An 18,591-nucleotide genomic window follows, 5' to 3' on the forward strand; every position below is an offset into this window, starting at 1 on the left:
TCTTAGGACAATTTTTGCGCGACCAGCAGCCCGTCGCGGATGGGCAATAATATGTTTTTTACACGGCTGTCCTGTTGTACCATACGGTTAAAAGCGGCTATCGTTGCAGTGTCTTTGTCCGTGGCGGCAGGCGGAATTACCTTGCCGCTCCATAAAACATTGTCTATCAGTATATAGCCGCCTTTTCTGACTTTGGGCAGCACCATTTCGTAATAAGTGGCATTTTGTCGTTTATCGGCATCAATAAAAACGATGTCAAAAACTTCATCTAACAGTGGCAATATCTGTGCCGCATCGCCGGTTCTGATTTCTATTTTGTCTGAAAGACCGGCTTCGTGGAAGTAGCGGTGGGCTATTTCCAAGGTTTCCTCGTTGTTGTCAATGGTAATCAGCCGACCCTCGGGAGCAAGCCCCTGCGCAAGGCAAATGGCAGAATAGCCTGTAAATGTGCCGATTTCCAATATATTTGTCGGGCGAACCATTTCGGAAAACAGCGACAGCATTGCGCCTTGCAAGTGCCCCGACAACATGCGCGGCAAGGTGGTTTTCAGGTGTGTTTCGCGTACAAGCCGTTGCAGCACAGGCAGTTCCGGCGTGGTGTGCGCTTCTGCATATTGTTCGGCTGCTATCTGTTCCCAGCGGCTTTTCATCGTCGGACGACTTAAAGTTTAGATTTTAGTTGTCAAATGTAAAGTAAAGATATACAAGAGTTTACCATTTATACAAGTTTTTGTCATCATTTGTTTGTGCGCCCATGCAAGTAAGTTTTACCCGCCTGATACCTGCTCAATCGGCTCATTTGCTGTTGCCTTTTACCGCGGCCGAATGGGAGGCTTCCGCCGATGCCGTTGCTACCCGTTTTGGCCTGCATGTAAACCTGCTCCAACAAGAGTTTAAAGGCCGCAAAGACGAAATCGTTAATCTTTTATTGCCTGATAATCAGCCGATAAGTCGCTTGTTGCTGGTAGGTTTGGGCGAGCAGTCCCATGCGGAGGTATTCCGAAAGGCTATGCGTTTGCTGGTGCATCAGCAAAGTGAAAAACTGCAACCACGCTTGGTAATAGACTTCACACAGTCTGCCACTTGCTTGGCAGCTATTGAGTCGTTTGCAGAGGCTGTTTCTGCCATGTTGCTGGGGACTTATCAGATAGGCAAGTACAAGGCTACGCCACCTGCCGCGAAATTATTGCCCGAGCTGACAATTGTCGTTCCCGAAAATTTGCAGGCACAGGCGCAGCGGGCTTTTGAGGCGGGCAGGCACATTGCCGAAGTACAACTTGCGGTGATGGACTGGGTCAATACGCCCGGCAATCGGATGAATGCGCTTACACTGGCAGAAACGGCACTTGCAAGCGGCAATAAATACGGTTATGCGGTGCGTGTGCTGCACAAGGCAGACATAGAGCGCGAAGGTTTAGGCGCGTTGCTTGCCGTTAATCAGGGCAGCGAACTGCCGCCCACATTCACTATCATGGAATACCAACCTGCGGGTAAACAAACAGTTAAAACAGTCGGATTAGTAGGCAAAGGCATCACTTTTGACACGGGCGGCATTACGCTCAAAGAAGGAACCAACATGGGCTGGATGAAAAGTGATATGGCGGGTGCAGCTGCCGTTATCGGCGCAATGGAGGCTGCGGCAAGGCTGCAACTGCCTGTGCGCCTTATTGGCATTGTGCCCGCAACCGACAATAAACCCGACGGCAAAGCCATCCAGCCCGGCGATATTGTGCAAGCCTACAACGGCATGAGCATAGAAGTGGACGATACGGATGCCGAAGGGCGCATGATTTTGGCAGACGGCGTATCGTACCTTGCCAAAAACTACCAGCCCGATGTAATGATTGATATTGCCACGCTTACAGGTGCGTGTATTTTCGCATTAGGCTATCATGCCGCAGGCTTATTTACCAACAATGATGAATTAGCGGCGGCACTGATAAAAGCAGGGCAACAGTCGGGTGAGCGGGTGTGGCGTTTGCCACTCTGGGACGACTACGACAGCCAGATTCGTTCCGATATGGCAGATGTTAAGAACTTCGGAGGCAGGCCGGCAGGTGCCATTACGGCTGCCAAACTCATTGAAAAATTTACAGACCGCCATCCTGCATGGGCACACATAGATATTGCAGGAACAGCCTTCGGCGATTCGCCTTTTGCCGGCAGCCGAAGCGCTACGGCCTTTGGTGTGCGATTAATTACCGAATTTTTGAAAGCGTTATGAAATACGTTCTCGTAAAATCCTTCTTCGTATGGATGATATGCGGGCTGTTGGCTGCACCGCAACTTTGGGCACAAGATGCCACCGATACCGATACCCTGTATCAGTCATTCGGCAAAATTTATCGCCTGCAATTGATAAATGCGCCTTTCCCTTCGCCGGAACGCGCCAATGGGCATACCTACAACGGGAAAACTTACAGCGCTGCCGAGCATTACAACGACAGCACGGTATTGGTATTCATTCCCAAAAAATTCAACCCAAGCCGAGAGGTAGATGTGGTAGTATATTTCCACGGCTGGTACAACAACCCCGACAGTGCCCTTGTGCAGTTTAACCTCATCAATCAGTTTGTGCAGGCAAATAAAAATGCGATATTGATTGTTCCGCAAGGGCCTAAAAATGCCCCCGATTCGTTTGGCGGCAAGTTGGAAAAAGCGGGCATGTTCGCCGCATTCATCAACGAAACCTTCCTGAAACTGGCTGCCGAAAAAGTATTTCGCAGCAATCCGCGCTTAGGTACGATTGTAATTGCCGGCCACAGCGGCGCGTACCGTGTGATGGCACATATCCTCATGCATGGCGGCATGGAAATTAAAGAAGTCTATTTGTTTGACGGGCTGTATTCGCAATTTGAGAAGTTTATTTTGTGGATAGACCGCAATAAAACAGGGCGTTTTGTTGCCGTTACCTCTCCTGCCGAAGGCGGCACCGAAAAACAAAGCATGGACATGATGGCAGTGATGAAAGCATGGAAAATTCCCTTTGCTTCATTTAAGGAGTTGGATGCTTCGCTGGTAGAAATGGAAAAAAACCGTGTGGTTTTTATTCAGAGCATATTGGGGCATAACGAAGTACTTTCCACAGGCAACAATCTGTACAAATGCCTCGTAACGAGTGGTAATTTGAAAGATATCAACTAAAAAAATTACAGCTAAGCAAACATGCAACCTTACTTTATTCAACTTGCATTAGGCGTTTGCTTCGCCTTGCAACTGTTTGGCTATCAGGCCTATGCGCAGGATACGCTGAAAACCCGAGTGCTCACCGATGTGGTCGTTACCGACGGCCGATTATTGTTAGGCACTGTTACGCCGCTGCCTCCACTGCATAACAACTTCATTTTGGCGGGTAAAAAAACCGAAGTAATTTCTTTGCAAATGACATCTGCCAATTTGGTGGAGAAAGTCGGCAGGCAAATTTTTGCCAAAATCCCCGGCGCTTTTGTCTATGATATGGACGGCGCAGGCAACCAACTCAATATTGCCACCCGTGGCCTTGACCCGCACCGCAGTTGGGAGTTCAATGTGCGACAAAACGGCATTATGACCAATTCCGATATTTACGGCTATCCGGCCAGCCATTACAGCCCCCCTTTGGAATCGGTTGAACGCATAGAAATTGTGCGCGGAACAGGTGCCCTGCAATACGGCGCACAGTTTGGCGGCATGGTCAATTACATCACCCGACAACCCGATTCCACCCGCACATTCAGCTATCAAACCGTTAATGCCGTCGGCTCATTTGGCTTATTGAGTACATTCCACAGCATCGGCGGACGAGTCGGCAAGTGGTCATATTATGCCTATGCGCAGCGGCGGCGCTCCGACGGTTATCGGGACAATGCCTTTTCCGATGCACAGGCGCAGTTTGTCAGTTTGCAGTACGACTTTTCTGCCAATTTGCGCCTGAAAGCCGAGTGGGGGCGCAGCCAATACCTGTATCGCATCCCCGGCCCGCTGACCGACTCGCTGTTCCGGCAAAATCCGAGGCAGGCGACCCGCTCCCGCAACTTCTACGAACCCGACATTCACGTGCCTTCGCTGACCTTAGATTGGACAATCAGCCCGCGCACACACCTGGATTGGACTGCTTCGGCCGTTATCGGCGCGCGTAACAGCGTGCAGTTCATTGCTTTTGCCAATGTTCCTGACCGCATTTTACCCGCAACTTTGGATTACGCGCCCCGTCAGGTAGATATTGACCTTTTCAACAGCTACACCTCCGAGTGGAAACTGCGGCACGAGTACCGCTTGGCAGGCATTCCTTCTACGCTGATAACGGGCGTTCGCTATATCAACAACGATTTGCACCGCCGCCAACAGGGGCAGGGAACAACGGGTTCGGACTACAACTTGACCGTTTTACAGCCCTATCGGCGGGATATCCATTTGAAAACGGGCAATTGGGCATTTTTTGCCGAAAACAGATGGCAAATCGGCAGCCGCTTGCAACTTTCGGGCGGGCTGCGCGCCGAAGACGGTATCAGCCGCATGAGAGGCCGTTTGGTCTATTTGCCCGAAGAGCGTATCCCTTTTGATCTTGTTCACAGGTTTGTTTTGCTGGGCGGCAGCGCACAGTATCAACTTACCAAAAATGCCCAACTCTATGGCGGCTGGGCGCAGTCATATCGGCCGGTCATTTTTGCCGACCTTGTACCTGCCAACCCGCTGGAACGCAACGATGAACGCCTGCGCGATTCCTTCGGGCACAATGCCGAAATCGGATTCCGAGGCACTACCGAGCGGCTGACATGGGACATCACTTTGTTTCAGTTGCTGTATCGCAACCGCATCGGCAGCCTGCAAATGACCGACGACAAAGGCGAAACGTACATTTGGAAAACCAATATAGGCGACAGCCGCAACAATGGTTTGGAGGCGTATGCGGAGTATCAGCTAATGAAAAATCGCCGCTTGCAACTTTCCGCATTTACTGCTACTGCGCTGATGGATGCCGTTTATGTAAATGGCAAGTTGCGCCGTCAAAATCGCAATGAAGAAATCAGCGGCAATCGGTTAGAGGGAGTGCCCGCGCTGACTTCCCGCAATGGTATCAACTTCCACGCGGGCAAATGGCATGGTTTTTTGCAGTACAGTTATGTATCCGAAAGCTACTCCGACCCGTTCAATACTCGTGAACCTGTACCGACCGGAGCCGCGGGCATTGTGCCGGCGTATCGGCTGATAGATGCCGGCGTGAGTTTTCAGGCAACGGAAAAAATACAAATGCGATTGAATATCAACAATTTAACCAATGAGCAGTACTTTACGAAGCGTCCTGTTATCTATCCCGGTGCGGGCGTATGGAACTCCGACGGGCGCAGTTGGATTGCTACTGTAACGATGAACTTTTAAACGGGCGATTGCTATGGATAGAAAAACAGTAGGGGCTTTCTTGCTTTTGATTGCGACGCAGTGGTGGGGTGCGCTGCCTATTGCTGCCCAAAGCCTGCCCTTTTCTCTGACAACCAATAATCCTTCGCAGGGGATGCAAGCCGTAAAGGCCAATTATGCCACCGAAAACGATACCATTCGCTTCACGGGCGACAGCGGCGAGGTGTTCGTGTATCGCATCAAAGCCGGTTTTCAGGCAGCGCTGCCGCCCATGCAGGTCAATTTGCCCGCCGGGCAGCCTGTGCTGGCACCCGATTCGCTTTTCAGCGTAGCCGTCAATACCGATTTTCGCTTGCCTGTCGGTTTGTATTTTGCCCAAAGCGATACGGCCACTGCCACAGGCAAAGGTTTTTTGATTGCCGACCGTGCCTATCCCAAATTGCGGAAGATAGACGATGTGCTGGCAGCCTTGGTTTACATCTCTACCAACGACGAGATAGCGGAAATTAACAGCAGCCGCGATAAAAAAGCCGCCTTAGACAACTATTGGTTGCGTTTAGGCGGCAATGAAGAAAATGCCCGACGGATGATTCGCATTTTTTATCAGCGGGTAGAACACGCCAACCGATATTTTACCACCTACAAAGAAGGTTGGAAAACCGATATGGGCATGATTTACATCATTTTCGGCGAACCTTCCGCTTTGAATCGCACCGCCAACGGCGAAGAGTGGGAATACCGCACCTCGGGCAAAAGCACCATCCGATTTACTTTTCAGCCCAAAGCCAACCAGTTTACGGGGCTGCACTATGAACTGGTGCGCCATGCCCGCTACCGCGATGTATGGTATGAGTACGTGGACAGATGGCGGCACGGATTAGTGGCCAATTAGGCAACGGCTAACCTGCTTTTAGCCTGCCACTCTTCCGCCCCTAATTTGCGCAACATGCGATAGTGCGATTGCAGGGCAGAACCAAATGTTTTGTTCTCAATATAGGGCAGTTGGAACTCCTGTGCCGTTTGTTGTACAATATCCGAAATGGCGCGGTAATGCACATGGCATATTTTCGGGAACAGATGGTGCTCAATCTGCATATTCAGACCGCCGCAAAGGAAGTTAGCCAAGCGGCTGTTGCGGGCAAAGTTGGCCGTTGTGCGCAACTGATGCTCCGCCCATGCTTCTTCAATGTTGCCCTCTTCGTTGGGCAGCGGAAAGGCCGTTCCTTCCACTACGTGCGCCAACTGAAACACCAGACCCAATACCAGCCCCTGCGCCAAGTGCATCAGCAGAAAACCCACTAACCAACCGCCAAAACTGATGGGCATCAGCCAAAGCGGCAGCCCGATAAACAGGAGGTAGTAAATGCCTTTGTAAAAGAACAGGTTGAAATATTCCATTTTCGGGTGTCTGTTTTTGTGGTTTCCGATTTTTTCCTGAAAGAATTTTTTAAAGTCTTTGCGGAATACCCACGAAACCGAAGCCAGCCCGTACAGCAAAAACGCATACAAATGCTGATAGCGCTGAATGGGTGTCAGTTTATCTTCCGTTGAGAGGCGAATCAGGCCGGGGGCAACTTCTATGTCCTCATCGTGCCCTGCAATGTTCGTATAGGTGTGATGTACGATGTTATGCGAAATACTCCATACATACGGATTGGCACCGATGATGTTGAATACCATGCTAAGCGTTTTATTTACGTAAAAATTGGATGAATAGGAGCCGTGAATGGCATCATGGCACACATTAAAACCTATCAAAGCACCTAGAACGCCAATGGTAACGGCTAAAAGCAGCATAACAGGAGTGCTGAAATTGCCAAGCAGCAACAGTAAGTAACTTGCAATAAAACCACCTAAAAAGAGCAGTGTTTTGAAAATCATTTCCGCATTAGCGTGCTTTGAAATGTTATTTTTGATAAAATAATCTTCTACGCGTTTTTTGACGGTGGCAAAAAACGCTGACCGACTTTTGTCGGCAAACCGAATTTGTTGATACATTTTGAACTGCTTGAAAAATGATAAGAATTGATAATTTGCAATAACGAAAAAAATGTGAAAATTAAAGGCGTTTCATGGATGAATTATTTCTTGCCTACTTGTGGCAGTTTCAATATTTTGACAAGAGAAATCTGCAAACAGAAAGTGGTGAGCCGTTGAGCATCATCAAACCCGGTACACGTAATCCGAATGCCGGTGCTGACTTTACCGATGCAGCCTTACAAATCGGCACGCTGCAATGGTTCGGGCAGATAGAAATACACGTTCGTACTACTGACTGGCTGCGGCACGGGCATCAGCTCAATGCAGCCTATGAAGGTGTAATTCTGCACGTTGTTTGGGAACATGATACTTCTGAAAAACCCTTGCGGCGCTCAGATGGTTCCATTATTCCTGTGCTGGCATTAAAAGAACGCACTAATCCGCTGATGAGGGAGCGCTACGCCCTTATGCTTGCACAACCTGCGCAAGAAATAGCCTGCGCCTCTCAAATACATAACGTAAACAGCCCGACCATTATTGCCACAGCAGACCGAATGTTGGTGCGCCGCCTGCACCGCAAGTCGGCAGAGGTGTTGGAATGGTTGCAGCGGCACAATGGCGACTGGCAACAGGCGGCCTACATGCTTTTTATGCGCAATATGGGGTTCAAAGTCAATGCAGCGCCTATGCTGGAACTGTCGCTTTCGCTGCCTTATGCGGTGCTCCGCAAGCACCTGCACGAGCCTTTACAGGCAGAGGCGCTGCTGCTGGGGGTGGCAGGTTGGCTGGCCGATGACTATTCGGATGCTTACCTGCGGCAGTTGCAAGCGGAGTTCCGCTATTTGACACACAAGTACAATTTGACCGATAAGTTGATGCAAAAGCAGGTGTGGAAAACGGCAAAAATGCGCCCTGCAAATTTTCCTGTCCGCAGGTTGGCACAGGCAGCAGCCATTCTTTGCCACTTACCCGATTTGTTTACGGTTTTTATTGAAACAACAAACATACAGTCTTTGCTGGATGCTGTCAGCTTGCCGCCAACTGATTATTGGCAAAGGCATTACCTTCCCGAAAAACCCTCTGAAAGGCACTTGGGCGGCATAGGGGAAGACAGCGCCAATACATTGCTTATCAATACGTTATTCCCTTTGTTGGCAGCTTATGCGCAACGAGAAGGCGGAGAAGATTTTATGGAACGCGCCATGCAACTGATGGCACAACTGCCGCCGGAGGACAATGTGATTACCCGTAGCTGGGAGTCCCTGCCTGTGCCCTTGCAAACTGCTGCCGACACACAGGCAGCCATAGAACTCTACAACGAATTTTGCAGCCGCCGCCGGTGTTTGCAATGCAGCATTGGGGCTTATCTGGTGCGCGGCGATAGTCGTTAATTAGTTGTCTTGCTCCGGCAACTTGCGCTCCGGTCGCATTTGCGGCAAATGGATGTGAAATTTGACCGCTATCAGCCGTATAACGATAACCGTCAGCGCAGCCATCAGTTCGGTAACGCCCGTTGCCATATGCAAAAAACGGCAGGCAAAATAAACAATGCCGCCCGCTACACAGGCAAGCGCGTAAATATCCTTGCGAAAAAGCAGTGGTACTTCATTGAGCAAAATATCTCTGATTACGCCACCAACCGAGCCCGTAATTGTCCCCATCACAATACACACCCAAAACGACAGCCCCGCATCAATGCTCTTGGTTATTCCTACAATGGTAAATAGCCCAAGCCCGATGGTGTCAAACAGGAAAAGCGTATTTCCCCACTTGAAAACCTGTTCTTTGAACAATAGGGTAGCAAGCAGCGCCACAGCCGTTACAAGGAAGTACTTTTCATCGTGCATCCAAAAAGGGCTGACATCCAGCAATAGGTCGCGCACTGTTCCGCCGCCAATGGCTGTTACCAGCCCCATCACATAGGCACCAAACCAGTCAATCTGTTTGCCCGATGCCATTCTGATGCCGCTGATGGCAAAAGCAAATGTGCCTGCCAAATCAAGAAAAAAGGTAAGATTGGTGTACAACGGTTATTGGAGTTGTATTTTAGGGTTGAAGTTATGCGTTTTGCGATATTTTTTTCAACAACTTTTGCCGTTTTTATATCGGTCTGAAGCCTTGCGAAATCATAGAGGCAGTCGGCAAACAAAGAAGATGGATGAACTGATGTAAATTATTTAGTAAAAAATTTATGCTAATGCTTTTCTTGATTAAACAAAACAGGTGTTTATGTGTGAAATAATTAAAAAAATGCATTAAAAGTTAAATTTTTCAAAGAATTGACCTGCGCTCAACTGTTATTCGCTGTCTCTGCGTCAAACGTGATTTGCATGATGCTCTGTTAGTTGTTTTTTCAGATTTTGGATGCCACCGATATAATTGGTACTTAGACTTTGTAAGTCAAGTGGATACGCAGCAAATCCATCGGGATGCGAAACGTATCTTTCAGCCCAATTTTAGAGTCGCCCACTTCATTCCATTCATTCAGAGGATATTCGTAAATCTTGGCTCTTGAGACTTCAAAACCCAGCGATTGTTGAAACCGTTTGATGATTTCCACATCTACTAACCACCGTGAAATAAAGGGTCGGTCAAAAACATGGGTCATCTCATCGCGCCGAAATACTTTTGCTCCGCACTGTGTATCGTAAAAAGGCAGGCGCAAAGACCAACTAATCAGGGTGGCAAAAAAGCGCCCTATGATGTGCCTGCTGGCCAAGCGATGGATACTGCTGCCCATTCGTTTTACGCGAGAGGCACAGACAAAAGTATATTGGCTGTTTTCAGCTACTTGTACCAGCGCCTGCATTTCGTGGAGGGGGGTGGCCAAATCGGCATCTAAGAAGCCTACGTATTTTACGGGTTGAGTAGCCAATAGCAGCATCCCTTCACGCACACTTTCTCCTTTACCCTTATTTTGGCGGCGGTCAATAAGCAAGACCTGTTGCGGTAAGGCTTCCTTGATGCGGTGCAGTACGTCAGAAGTGGCGTCTTTGCTGCCATCGTTTACAAAGCAAAAAAGCCACTCAGGATGTTGGCGCATAAACTCAATAAATGCCTCTGCGGGCAGTCGGTTGGCTTCGTTGTAGCACGGAATGACAACACCAATTAGCATGTTTGTTTGAGTCCTCTCACCGAAGTTATACAAATGATTTGGAACAATTACTATTCGGTTGGTATGAATGTCCTTTTGCGCAAACGTTTTGTTGCTATTTCTTGGAATTTTTCAGCTTTTATATGCATCTTCACTCACACTTAAAAACTTTCAGGCGCATTAGCACCCCGACAAGCTAAACAACAAACTTTATGAATACAATCTCAACCTTATGGCGGATTCATACTCCTTTTTTGTTCTTTATGGGCTTTTGCCTGTCGGTGGGCTTATGGATATACCGAGATTTCGGTCTTTCCCATGACGAAGTAACCCAGCGAACCACAGGTGCAATGGCTGCTGTGTATGCGAATCAGAAACTTGGCTATGTCTTTCTTTCGGAGGAAGCGATTCGCAAGAGAGCAGAAAAGATAGTGGAAGACCCAAGAAGTATAGATAAGTACTTAGGTAAAACCGGCTTTAATGAGTACCGCGACAGGGACTATGGGGTTGTGTTTGAGCTGTTTCTAATCGGAGCCGAAGTAGTGAGTGGGGTCAAAGATTCTGCCGATGTGTATTTTTTGCGCCACTTGCTAACCTATCTGTTTTTTCTGGTCGGATTGGCGTTTTTCTATTTGCTGCTTTGGGAGTGGCTCCAAAACCGTTGGTGGGCACTAATGGGCGCAGTTTTCTTATATCTTTCTCCGCCTATTTTTGCCCATGCTTTTTTCAATTCCAAAGATATCCCGTTCATGGTGGCTTACTTAGGCAGCATGTACACCCTGCAACGCCTGCTTCGGAACAAAACTTTTGCCAATGCGTTTTGGCATGCCTTGATGTGTGCCATTGCGGTTGATATCCGCATACCCGGTATTTTTATGCCGGGTATGACAGGGCTAATGGTCGGGTTGGAATTTCTGAAAGCCCCTGCCCCGATGGGGTATCTTAAACAGCATATGCGAATATATACCGCCTATGCAATTATGCTGGTTGCTATGATTGTGCTTTTCTGGCCGTTTCTCTGGGAGGCTCCATTCAAAAATTTCCTGTTTGCTTTTTCCAATATGAGTAAGTTCAGGTGGAATGGGCAAACCTTTGCTTTTGGGCACGTATTTGAGCCTTACCTGTACACACCATGGTACTACATTCCGATTTGGATAATAGCTACTACGCCACTTTTGTATATTCTTGCATTTTTTTATGCCCTTTTTCTGGCAATTCAAAGGGCGGTAAAAGCTCCCGATGGTCAGTGGTTATACGATACACCCGCCTGGCAAACCCTGCTCATGTGTATAGGCGCTTCCATTCTGCCACTGACCGCCGTAGTAGTACTCGGTTCTACGGTTTATGACGGGTGGAGACAATTGTATTTTATCTATCCCGGTATCTTGGCAAGTGCTGTTTATGCCATGCATCACCTATTTGAGCAAGTGCGTTCCCGCCCCTTGGTCTGGACTATAGCCTTAACGGCAATCCTGTCATCTACTGTGGTTACGACGGCCTTCCGAATGTTCAAACTCCATCCGTTTCAGCATTTATATTTTAGCAGTATAGTAGGCGACGACCCCGGGCGTTATTTTGACTTGGATTACTGGGGGACATCTTACCGAAAATTATTAGAAAACATGGCCTCTTCCTCAAAAGAAGAGTTGCAGCAGCGCCCCTTAGTGGTCTGGGCTGACGAGTTCTCTGCAAAGGTAAACCTGCAAGGCCTTCCTGCAGAGGTGCGGAGAAATTTTCGCTTTGCCGACTCACTCCACCAAGCTGACTACTACCTGACGATTTTCCGTGGCCGCCTGCCTGATGGCTCCTTTGCCTTGCCCGACTCCCTGATTAATCGCAATGCACCGGTAGCAGAGGTTTGGGTGGATGGAAGAATCCGTACGGCGGCGGCATTCAAGGTGAATAAGCGATAACACATCGGTTTTTTACACCTAATGCGAACCTTTTAACAAAGCCTTGATAATCAACTGTTTTTGCGTTATCGTAAGCACTGTAATTAACCTTTATACGGAAGCGCAAGAGGTTTGTAAAAAATCTTTTGTATAAGTTGTTGAAAAACAGGTATTTAAAAACTTGATAGGTTTCTAAGGCCTGTCGGGTTTGTGTATGACAGCCTACAAACAACAAAAACCCTCCGAAAACCAATGAACTTTCGGAGGGCTTGTCATACGTACCAGGAGCGGGGGTCGAACCCGCACGGCTTATTCAGCCACAGGATTTTAAGTCCTGCGTGTCTACCTATTCCACCATCCCGGCCTTTTATGAACGCAAAAGGGATTCATTGCTGAATCCCCTGAGCGGGAAACGAGACTCGAACCCGCGACCTCAACCTTGGCAAGGTTGCGCTCTACCAACTGAGCTATTCCCGCATTAAATTGGTATTTTGTTCCACAATTCTTGGCGTTGAACTTTTTTCGCTGCCGTTGTTCCTGAATTGTGATGCAAAGGTATAGCAGCTTTTTATATCTGTCAATACCTTTGCTCAAATTTTTTTTCGGCATTTGTGCCACTAAAACCGTTCCAAATTGACAATCAGTAAATTACGCCTATGAAAATTTTTCAAAAATTATTGGAGAATGAGGTGCAGCACTTCATTCAGACGCATTTATATGAAGATGCGGGGCGTTTGATGCTGAAAAAAAGTCCTTTTCCCGCCATAGAAATGCGGCATTTAGTCGGGCAGATTCAGGCAAAGCGCAAGGCACAAATCAAATTGCCTTCTTGGTTTAGTACTTCGGGGCTTGTTTTTCCGCTCTTGCTCAATCTGGAACAAAGTTCTTCGGAGGAAACTGCCCGTTTCAAGGCCGCGCTGATGCAGGGCAGGCACTTGGCAGACCTGACAGGCGGCTTTGGTATTGACTGCGCATTTTGGGCTGATTCCTTCGAGCTGGTAGATTATGTAGAACGAAACGAGGAACTTGCCGCCATTGCAGCCCATAATTTTCAGGTATTGGATAAAAGTAACATTCGCGTGCATGTTGCCGATGCCCACGAGTGGCTGCAAAATTTGGGAGAGCCGTTGGATGCGGTTTATATAGACCCTGCTCGCCGTGATGCTGTCGGCAATAAAGTTTTTCGCCTGAGTGATTGCGAGCCTGATGTTCCTGCCATGTTGCCGCTGCTGGCAAAAAAAACGCGGCAAGTACTGATAAAAACATCGCCCATGCTCGATATTAGTGCCGCTCTTGCCGACTTGGAACAGGCCGCCGATGTTTCGTGGCAGGTTGCCGAAGTTACCGTACTTGCGGTACACAATGAGTGTAAGGAAGTGCTTTATTGCCTGCGTCAAGAAAATAGCAGCGAAACGCAGATACATGCGGTGAATCTGACGGACAGCGGCGTACAGGCGTTTAATTTTTCATTTGCCGAAGAAAAGGCCGCAACCGTAGCGTTTGCCATGCCGCAGGCTTTTTTCTTTGAACCCAACGCTGCCCTGTTGAAAGCGGGTGCATTTAAAACCCCTGCTGCACGTTTTCATTTACAAAAGTTACATCCGCATACACATTTGTACACATCGGAGCAGCGGCCGGAGGACTTCCCCGGACGTGTTTTCCGACTGACAGCAGTTTGTAAAGCCGACCGTAAGGCTATTCTGGCACATCTGCCGCAGGGAAAAGCACATCTGGCGGTGCGTAATTTCCCCGCTTCCGTAGCCGAACTGCGTAAACGCTGGGGCATTGCCGAAGGCGGCGAAACTTATCTTTTTGCCGTTACCCTTGCCGATGGGCAAAAGGCAGTGTTGATAGGCGAAAAAGATTAACTTTGCCACACCAATAAACACATTCAACGAACACATCGTTAAACCGCAAAAACACACTTTCCAATCATGCACTTTCAAGAATCAGAAAATCAAAAACTGATTGCACAAATGGTTCGCGACTTTGGGGCAAAGCACATTACCCCTTTCCGCGACCAATGGGACAAAGACCAACATTTCCCGATTGATGTTTTCCATAAGCTGGGCGAACTGGGGCTGATGGGCGTTCTGATGCCTGAATCGCTCGGTGGCGCAGGTATGGGCTACTTTGAGTACGTAACAGCCATCGCTGAATTGGCAGTTGTTGACCCTTCAATTGCCCTGTCTATGGCAGCGCACAACTCACTGTGTACCAATCATATCTACGAATTCGGCAATGAGGAACAGCGCAAGCGCTGGATTCCTAAACTGGCTACCGGTGAGTGGATTGGTGCATGGGGGCTTACCGAACCTAACACAGGTTCCGATGCGGGTAACATGCGCACAGTAGCCGTTCGCGACGGCGACCACTGGGTTATCAATGGTGCAAAAAACTTCATCACGCACGGCAAGTCGGGTAATGTAGCGGTTGTGATTGCCCGCACCGGCAACGTAGGCGACTCGCACGGCATGACGGCTTTTGTGGTAGAACGCGGCACTCCCGGCTTTACGGGCGGCAAAAAAGAAGACAAACTCGGTATGCGTCTTTCCGAAACTGCCGAAATGATTTTCACCGATTGCCGTATTCCGCACGAAAATATGCTGGGGCAAGAGGGTGAAGGCTTTATCCAAGCCATGAAAATTCTGGACGGCGGCCGTATTTCCATTGCCGCGCTGAGCCTCGGTATCGCAATGGGGGCGTATCAGCACGCTTTGCAATATTCCAAAGAGCGCGAGCAATTCAACAAGCCCATTTCCAGTTTTCAGGCAATTGCTTTTAAATTGGCCGATATGGCAACCAAGATTGAGGCCGCTAAGTTGCTGACTTTCCAAGCGGCTTATCTGAAAAACAATAAGTTGCCCGTGAACAAAGAATCTGCAATTGCCAAGTATTACGCTTCCGAAATTTGCTGCGAAATAGCCAATGATGCCGTTCAAATTTTTGGCGGCTATGGTTACTGCAAAGACTATCCGGTAGAAAAATATTACCGCGACTGCAAACTCTGTACCATTGGCGAGGGCACTTCCGAAATTCAGAAATTAGTGATTTCGCGTGCTATCCTGAAATAGCCCTGTTGCACACCTGTCGGGTTGCCCAAAAGCCGACAGGTGTATATTTTTGATTATCAAATATTTACAGCCACTCTTATGGCGCGTCTGCTGGTCTTCCTTTCTCTGCTGCTTTTCAGTGCCGACCTTTGGGCGCAGGCACAGGTACATATTGTCTTTTTTCGCGATAAGCGCAATTCTCCTTTCAGTTTAAACAGGCCGCAGGAATTTCTTACGCAGCGGGCGATTGAACGAAGGCAGCGGCAGAATATACCGCTTACCGGTCGCGACTTGCCTGTTAGCCCTGCTTATTTAGACTCTATTCGCAAGACAGGCGCTCGCGTGCTGTATCCCACTCGCTGGTTCAACGGAGCAATTATCAGTGCTACCGCTGCCCAAATGACAGCCGTCAATCGGTTGAGTGTGGTGCAAAGCAATGCAGGGCAACGCCTGAGCAGGATAGAAGAACAACAGCAAGGAAGCGAACTGCCCGACTTCATTCGCACGGCACGTACAGAGGCAACGGAGAACTTTAACTACGGGCTATCCGACAGGCAGGTAAGCATGTTAGGCGTAGATGCCATGCACCGCGCCGGATTCAGAGGCGAAGAAATGCACATTGCCGTGTTAGACTGTGGTTTTCAGGGGTTTAACTCGGCGTTGCCTTTTCGCAGCATGACCGTACTGGGCACTTTCAACTTTGTAGACGGCACAACCAACGTTATTAACTCCTGTACCCACGGCACACGCGTACTCTCTGCACTGGCAGCTTTTCAGGAGGGTTCGTTGATAGGAACTGCCCCGCGCGCTGCTTACTACCTTTTTCAAACAGAAGATAACGCCACGGAAACTCGCGCCGAGGAGGCTTGGTGGCTGGCAGCCGCCGAACGCGCCGACAGCTTGGGCGTAGATGTCATTTCTACCTCCGTAGGCTACTATGCATTTGACGACCCCGCACAGAACTACACCATCAACGATTTGAACGGGCGCACGGCACTCATTACACGCGCAGCCAATGCAGCGGCTTCTGTGGGGATGCTGGTTATCAAAAGTGCAGGCAATCAGGGCAACAGGGCTTGGGGACGCGTTACCTTCCCCGGTGATGCCGACTCTGTGCTGACGGTTGGTTCGGTCAATACAAACGGCGTTTATTCCTCTTTCAGTTCGCGCGGCCCTACCGCCGATGGCAGGGTTAAGCCCGATGTAGCGGCCATAGGAGAGGGCACTATCGTCAGTTTACCTTCCGGCACTATCACGGGTGATGTGGGCACATCTTTTTCTACGCCGTTGGTAGCAGGGCTGGCAGCAGGTTTTTGGCAGGCTAACCGTCGCCTGACCAATATGCAGGTCATTGACTTTATCCGCCGTTCGGGTACTCGTGCCCGCAACCCGAACGATTCCATCGGCTATGGTATCCCCAACTTTGAACGGATGCAATTGCTGGTAACTTCTTTGCCCGGTCAGGTGGTCAAGTCGGCAGCGATTGTTGTTTATCCCAACCCCTCAAATGGCGAAATCAGGGTTTCGTTTCCTGAATCACTGCACGGCAAACCTGTTACGCTGCTGCTAACCGATACATCCGGCAGGCAATATATGGAAACAACCACTACGGCAGCAAAAGAACCGACCGTGCTTCGCCTGTCAATCGCCAAAGGATTTTACTTGCTGCAAATCGTCAGTTCGGAGGGTAGGAGGGTAGCATCAGTCGTCTTTGATTGACGGCATAAATTATTATTTTGCCGCTCACGCATAATTTGTTTTACCATGTCTGTAATTCGTTTGCTGATTGCTGAAGATGATGAGGTGGCAGCTAAAAACCTTTACTTCACTCTGGAAGACATGGGGTATGCTGTTGCGGGTCATACAACGCTTGGCGAAGAGTTATTGCGCATGGCCAAAGTGGCACAGGTTGATTTGGCTATTTTGGACATTGACCTGCCCGGGCAACTGGATGGTATAGAAACAGCCGCTGCACTGCAAAAACTGAATATCCCTTACATTTTTCTGACTGCACAGTCCGACACGGAAACACTGCATCGGGCAAAGCTTACGCAACCCGCTGCTTATTTGGTGAAGCCCTTTGACGAAGCAACGCTGCGCTCAACCATTGAACTGGCAGTATATCAACATGCCGTTAAATCGGGGCAGCCGCTCCCTGCACAAATTCGCACGCGGTATGCTGCGCAGGACTGCATTTTTGTGAAAGCACGCACTCGTCTGGAAAAAGTGCGTGTTGGCGATGTGTTATGGGTAGAAGCCAGTGATATTTATGCGGAGCTGCATACCCGCGCAGGCAAATTTGTTGTCAATTATCCGTTAAAGGTAATTGAAGAAAAATTTCCGGAAGATTTGTTTTTCCGCGTGCACCGTTCGTTCCTCATCAACCTGCAAAGTATTGACGCACTGGAAGATAACGAATTGATTATCAACGGGCAGCGCATCCCCATAGGAAAGACCTACCGCTCCAAATTGATGGAAAAACTGGAAATCATGTAAGCAATCAGGTAAAGTTCACAGTATTTTCGCTTTTCATTGCAAAGATTTGTACTCCAACCTGACTCGGCTGACTCTAAGACCTGTCATGTTTAACCATCCGTTTTTCGCGGCAAACGTGATGCAAGCACGCAGGTTGTTGCAGATAATGCGATTTTTTTACTGATTTTTTAATCCGAAATCAAATCAGGATGGACATCAGAATTTCGTTGGCATAGCGGTTTTCCGTTTCCAAAAAAGCAAACTCCCGCAAAATACCTTCCTGACGAAAGCCGACCTTTTCATACAAATTTTTTGCGGCATCATTGCCCACGGTAACGCTAAGTTCTATGCGGCGAAACCCTTTTGAACGGGCATACCCGATAATTTCCTGCAACATGGCGGTGCCGTAGCCTCTCCCCGACAGGTCAGGGTCTATGGCAACCCCGCCCAGATACACCACATGTGCCGTGCGGTAGGTGTAGGGTATCAGTTTGCACATGCCCGCAGGAATGCCGTCAGCCGTTTTGTACTGCCATAAAACTCCTTTGGCAAGCAAGTCTGCATAGATGGGGCGAAACTCATCGGGTGGCATGGCAGCATACAGCAGCCAGATGTTATTCTTGGGGTGCATGTATAACCGATAGAAAAAATCAAAGTCGTTGGCAGTGGCAGCAATTAAAGGCATGGGTGGCAAGAACTTTTGAAACAATCTCTGCAAAAATACCCATTACCGACTCAGATAAAAAGCAAAAAGCAGTTG

At 48.8% G+C, this 18,591-nt stretch carries 15 protein-coding genes and 2 tRNA genes; 10 read left to right on the forward strand and 7 right to left on the reverse strand.

What is annotated here, in order from left to right; all coding sequences use genetic code 11:
• Positions 1–2: 2 nt before the first annotated feature.
• Positions 3–650: an O-methyltransferase gene (locus tag NDK19_RS15210; RefSeq protein ID WP_250632765.1), complete on the reverse strand. Its 648-nt coding sequence runs from the start codon at positions 648–650 to the stop codon at positions 3–5.
• A 104-nt stretch (positions 651–754) separates the two neighbouring features.
• On the opposite strand from NDK19_RS15210, the gene NDK19_RS15215 reads away from it, so the two are divergent.
• From NDK19_RS15215 to NDK19_RS15230, 4 genes are read left to right on the forward strand one after another with little or no spacing between them, the layout of a single operon-like run.
• Positions 755–2,224, forward strand: coding sequence for a leucyl aminopeptidase family protein (locus tag NDK19_RS15215; RefSeq protein WP_250632766.1), 1,470 nt, complete (start codon positions 755–757; stop codon positions 2,222–2,224).
• Positions 2,221–3,144 (forward strand): hypothetical protein, encoded by a 924-nt coding sequence (locus tag NDK19_RS15220; protein ID WP_250632767.1) that lies wholly within the window; start codon positions 2,221–2,223, stop codon positions 3,142–3,144. The genes NDK19_RS15215 and NDK19_RS15220 overlap by 4 nt, the downstream gene beginning before the upstream one ends.
• 21 nt (positions 3,145–3,165) lie before the next feature.
• Positions 3,166–5,358 (forward strand): TonB-dependent receptor family protein, encoded by a 2,193-nt coding sequence (locus NDK19_RS15225; RefSeq protein ID WP_250632768.1) that lies wholly within the window; start codon positions 3,166–3,168, stop codon positions 5,356–5,358.
• A 13-nt stretch (positions 5,359–5,371) separates the two neighbouring features.
• Positions 5,372–6,229, forward strand: a complete 858-nt coding sequence (locus tag NDK19_RS15230) for a GWxTD domain-containing protein (protein ID WP_250632769.1) — start codon at positions 5,372–5,374, stop codon at positions 6,227–6,229.
• Here NDK19_RS15230 and NDK19_RS15235 read toward each other — a convergent pair.
• Positions 6,226–7,335, reverse strand: coding sequence for a fatty acid desaturase family protein (locus NDK19_RS15235; RefSeq protein ID WP_250632770.1), 1,110 nt, complete (start codon positions 7,333–7,335; stop codon positions 6,226–6,228). The genes NDK19_RS15230 and NDK19_RS15235 overlap by 4 nt on opposite strands.
• Positions 7,336–7,409: 74 nt before the next feature.
• Between NDK19_RS15235 and NDK19_RS15240 the strand changes: the two genes are divergently transcribed.
• The gene (locus NDK19_RS15240) at positions 7,410–8,708 is read left to right on the forward strand and encodes a DUF2851 family protein (protein ID WP_250632771.1); all 1,299 of its coding nucleotides are present in this window, start codon (positions 7,410–7,412) and stop codon (positions 8,706–8,708) included.
• On the opposite strand, the gene NDK19_RS15245 is transcribed toward NDK19_RS15240, so the two are convergent.
• Both NDK19_RS15245 and NDK19_RS15250 read right to left on the reverse strand, forming a co-directional pair.
• A complete protein-coding gene (locus NDK19_RS15245) occupies positions 8,709–9,344 on the reverse strand; it encodes a trimeric intracellular cation channel family protein (RefSeq protein WP_250632772.1) in 636 nt (211 codons plus the stop codon).
• Positions 9,345–9,703: 359 nt separating this feature from the next.
• Positions 9,704–10,432: a dolichyl-phosphate beta-glucosyltransferase gene (locus tag NDK19_RS15250; RefSeq protein ID WP_250632773.1), complete on the reverse strand. Its 729-nt coding sequence runs from the start codon at positions 10,430–10,432 to the stop codon at positions 9,704–9,706.
• 191 nt (positions 10,433–10,623) lie between these two features.
• Between NDK19_RS15250 and NDK19_RS15255 the strand changes: the two genes are divergently transcribed.
• Entirely contained in the window at positions 10,624–12,324 is a 1,701-nt protein-coding gene (locus NDK19_RS15255) for a hypothetical protein (protein WP_250632774.1), read from the forward strand.
• A gap of 258 nt (positions 12,325–12,582) precedes the next feature.
• Here NDK19_RS15255 and NDK19_RS15260 read toward each other — a convergent pair.
• Together NDK19_RS15260 and NDK19_RS15265 are read right to left on the reverse strand one after the other, a co-directional pair.
• Positions 12,583–12,667, reverse strand: a tRNA-Leu gene (locus tag NDK19_RS15260).
• 40 nt (positions 12,668–12,707) lie between these two features.
• Positions 12,708–12,780, reverse strand: a tRNA-Gly gene (locus NDK19_RS15265).
• Between the two features lie 179 nt (positions 12,781–12,959).
• Between NDK19_RS15265 and NDK19_RS15270 the strand changes: the two genes are divergently transcribed.
• The 4 genes from NDK19_RS15270 (at position 12,960) to NDK19_RS15285 (ending at position 17,852) form a co-directional block, all read left to right on the forward strand.
• Positions 12,960–14,171 (forward strand): class I SAM-dependent methyltransferase, encoded by a 1,212-nt coding sequence (locus tag NDK19_RS15270; protein WP_250632775.1) that lies wholly within the window; start codon positions 12,960–12,962, stop codon positions 14,169–14,171.
• Positions 14,172–14,237: 66 nt separating this feature from the next.
• Entirely contained in the window at positions 14,238–15,377 is a 1,140-nt protein-coding gene (locus NDK19_RS15275) for an acyl-CoA dehydrogenase family protein (protein ID WP_250632776.1), read from the forward strand.
• Between the two features lie 78 nt (positions 15,378–15,455).
• Complete coding sequence (locus NDK19_RS15280; RefSeq protein ID WP_250632777.1) at positions 15,456–17,075, forward strand: S8 family peptidase; 1,620 nt, start codon at positions 15,456–15,458, stop codon at positions 17,073–17,075.
• Between the two features lie 45 nt (positions 17,076–17,120).
• On the forward strand, positions 17,121–17,852 hold the full coding sequence (locus NDK19_RS15285; protein WP_250632778.1) for a LytR/AlgR family response regulator transcription factor: 732 nt from the start codon (positions 17,121–17,123) through the stop codon (positions 17,850–17,852).
• A gap of 178 nt (positions 17,853–18,030) precedes the next feature.
• Here NDK19_RS15285 and NDK19_RS15290 read toward each other — a convergent pair whose 3' ends face one another.
• Entirely contained in the window at positions 18,031–18,516 is a 486-nt protein-coding gene (locus NDK19_RS15290; protein WP_250632779.1) for a GNAT family N-acetyltransferase, read from the reverse strand.
• Between the last annotated feature and the right edge of the window lie 75 nt (positions 18,517–18,591).

It is taken from the genome of Rhodoflexus caldus, assembly GCF_021206925.1.
GTDB classification, from domain to species: domain Bacteria; phylum Bacteroidota; class Bacteroidia; order Cytophagales; family Thermoflexibacteraceae; genus Rhodoflexus; species Rhodoflexus caldus.

What these genes read in the sequence shown, in the direction of transcription:
- NDK19_RS15235 (WP_250632770.1), bottom strand. Translation starts at nt 7,335, where the DNA reads ATGTATCAACAAATTCGGTTTGCCGACAAAAGTCGGTCAGCGTTTTTT.
- NDK19_RS15270 (WP_250632775.1), top strand. Translation starts at nt 12,960, where the DNA reads ATGAAAATTTTTCAAAAATTATTGGAGAATGAGGTGCAGCACTTCATT.
- NDK19_RS15280 (WP_250632777.1), top strand. Translation starts at nt 15,456, where the DNA reads ATGGCGCGTCTGCTGGTCTTCCTTTCTCTGCTGCTTTTCAGTGCCGAC.
- NDK19_RS15210 (WP_250632765.1), bottom strand. Translation starts at nt 650, where the DNA reads ATGAAAAGCCGCTGGGAACAGATAGCAGCCGAACAATATGCAGAAGCG.
- NDK19_RS15225 (WP_250632768.1), top strand. Translation starts at nt 3,166, where the DNA reads ATGCAACCTTACTTTATTCAACTTGCATTAGGCGTTTGCTTCGCCTTG.
- NDK19_RS15255 (WP_250632774.1), top strand. Translation starts at nt 10,624, where the DNA reads ATGAATACAATCTCAACCTTATGGCGGATTCATACTCCTTTTTTGTTC.
- NDK19_RS15285 (WP_250632778.1), top strand. Translation starts at nt 17,121, where the DNA reads ATGTCTGTAATTCGTTTGCTGATTGCTGAAGATGATGAGGTGGCAGCT.
- NDK19_RS15275 (WP_250632776.1), top strand. Translation starts at nt 14,238, where the DNA reads ATGCACTTTCAAGAATCAGAAAATCAAAAACTGATTGCACAAATGGTT.
- NDK19_RS15240 (WP_250632771.1), top strand. Translation starts at nt 7,410, where the DNA reads ATGGATGAATTATTTCTTGCCTACTTGTGGCAGTTTCAATATTTTGAC.
- NDK19_RS15215 (WP_250632766.1), top strand. Translation starts at nt 755, where the DNA reads ATGCAAGTAAGTTTTACCCGCCTGATACCTGCTCAATCGGCTCATTTG.
- NDK19_RS15250 (WP_250632773.1), bottom strand. Translation starts at nt 10,432, where the DNA reads ATGCTAATTGGTGTTGTCATTCCGTGCTACAACGAAGCCAACCGACTG.
- NDK19_RS15230 (WP_250632769.1), top strand. Translation starts at nt 5,372, where the DNA reads ATGGATAGAAAAACAGTAGGGGCTTTCTTGCTTTTGATTGCGACGCAG.
- NDK19_RS15220 (WP_250632767.1), top strand. Translation starts at nt 2,221, where the DNA reads ATGAAATACGTTCTCGTAAAATCCTTCTTCGTATGGATGATATGCGGG.
- NDK19_RS15290 (WP_250632779.1), bottom strand. Translation starts at nt 18,516, where the DNA reads ATGCCTTTAATTGCTGCCACTGCCAACGACTTTGATTTTTTCTATCGG.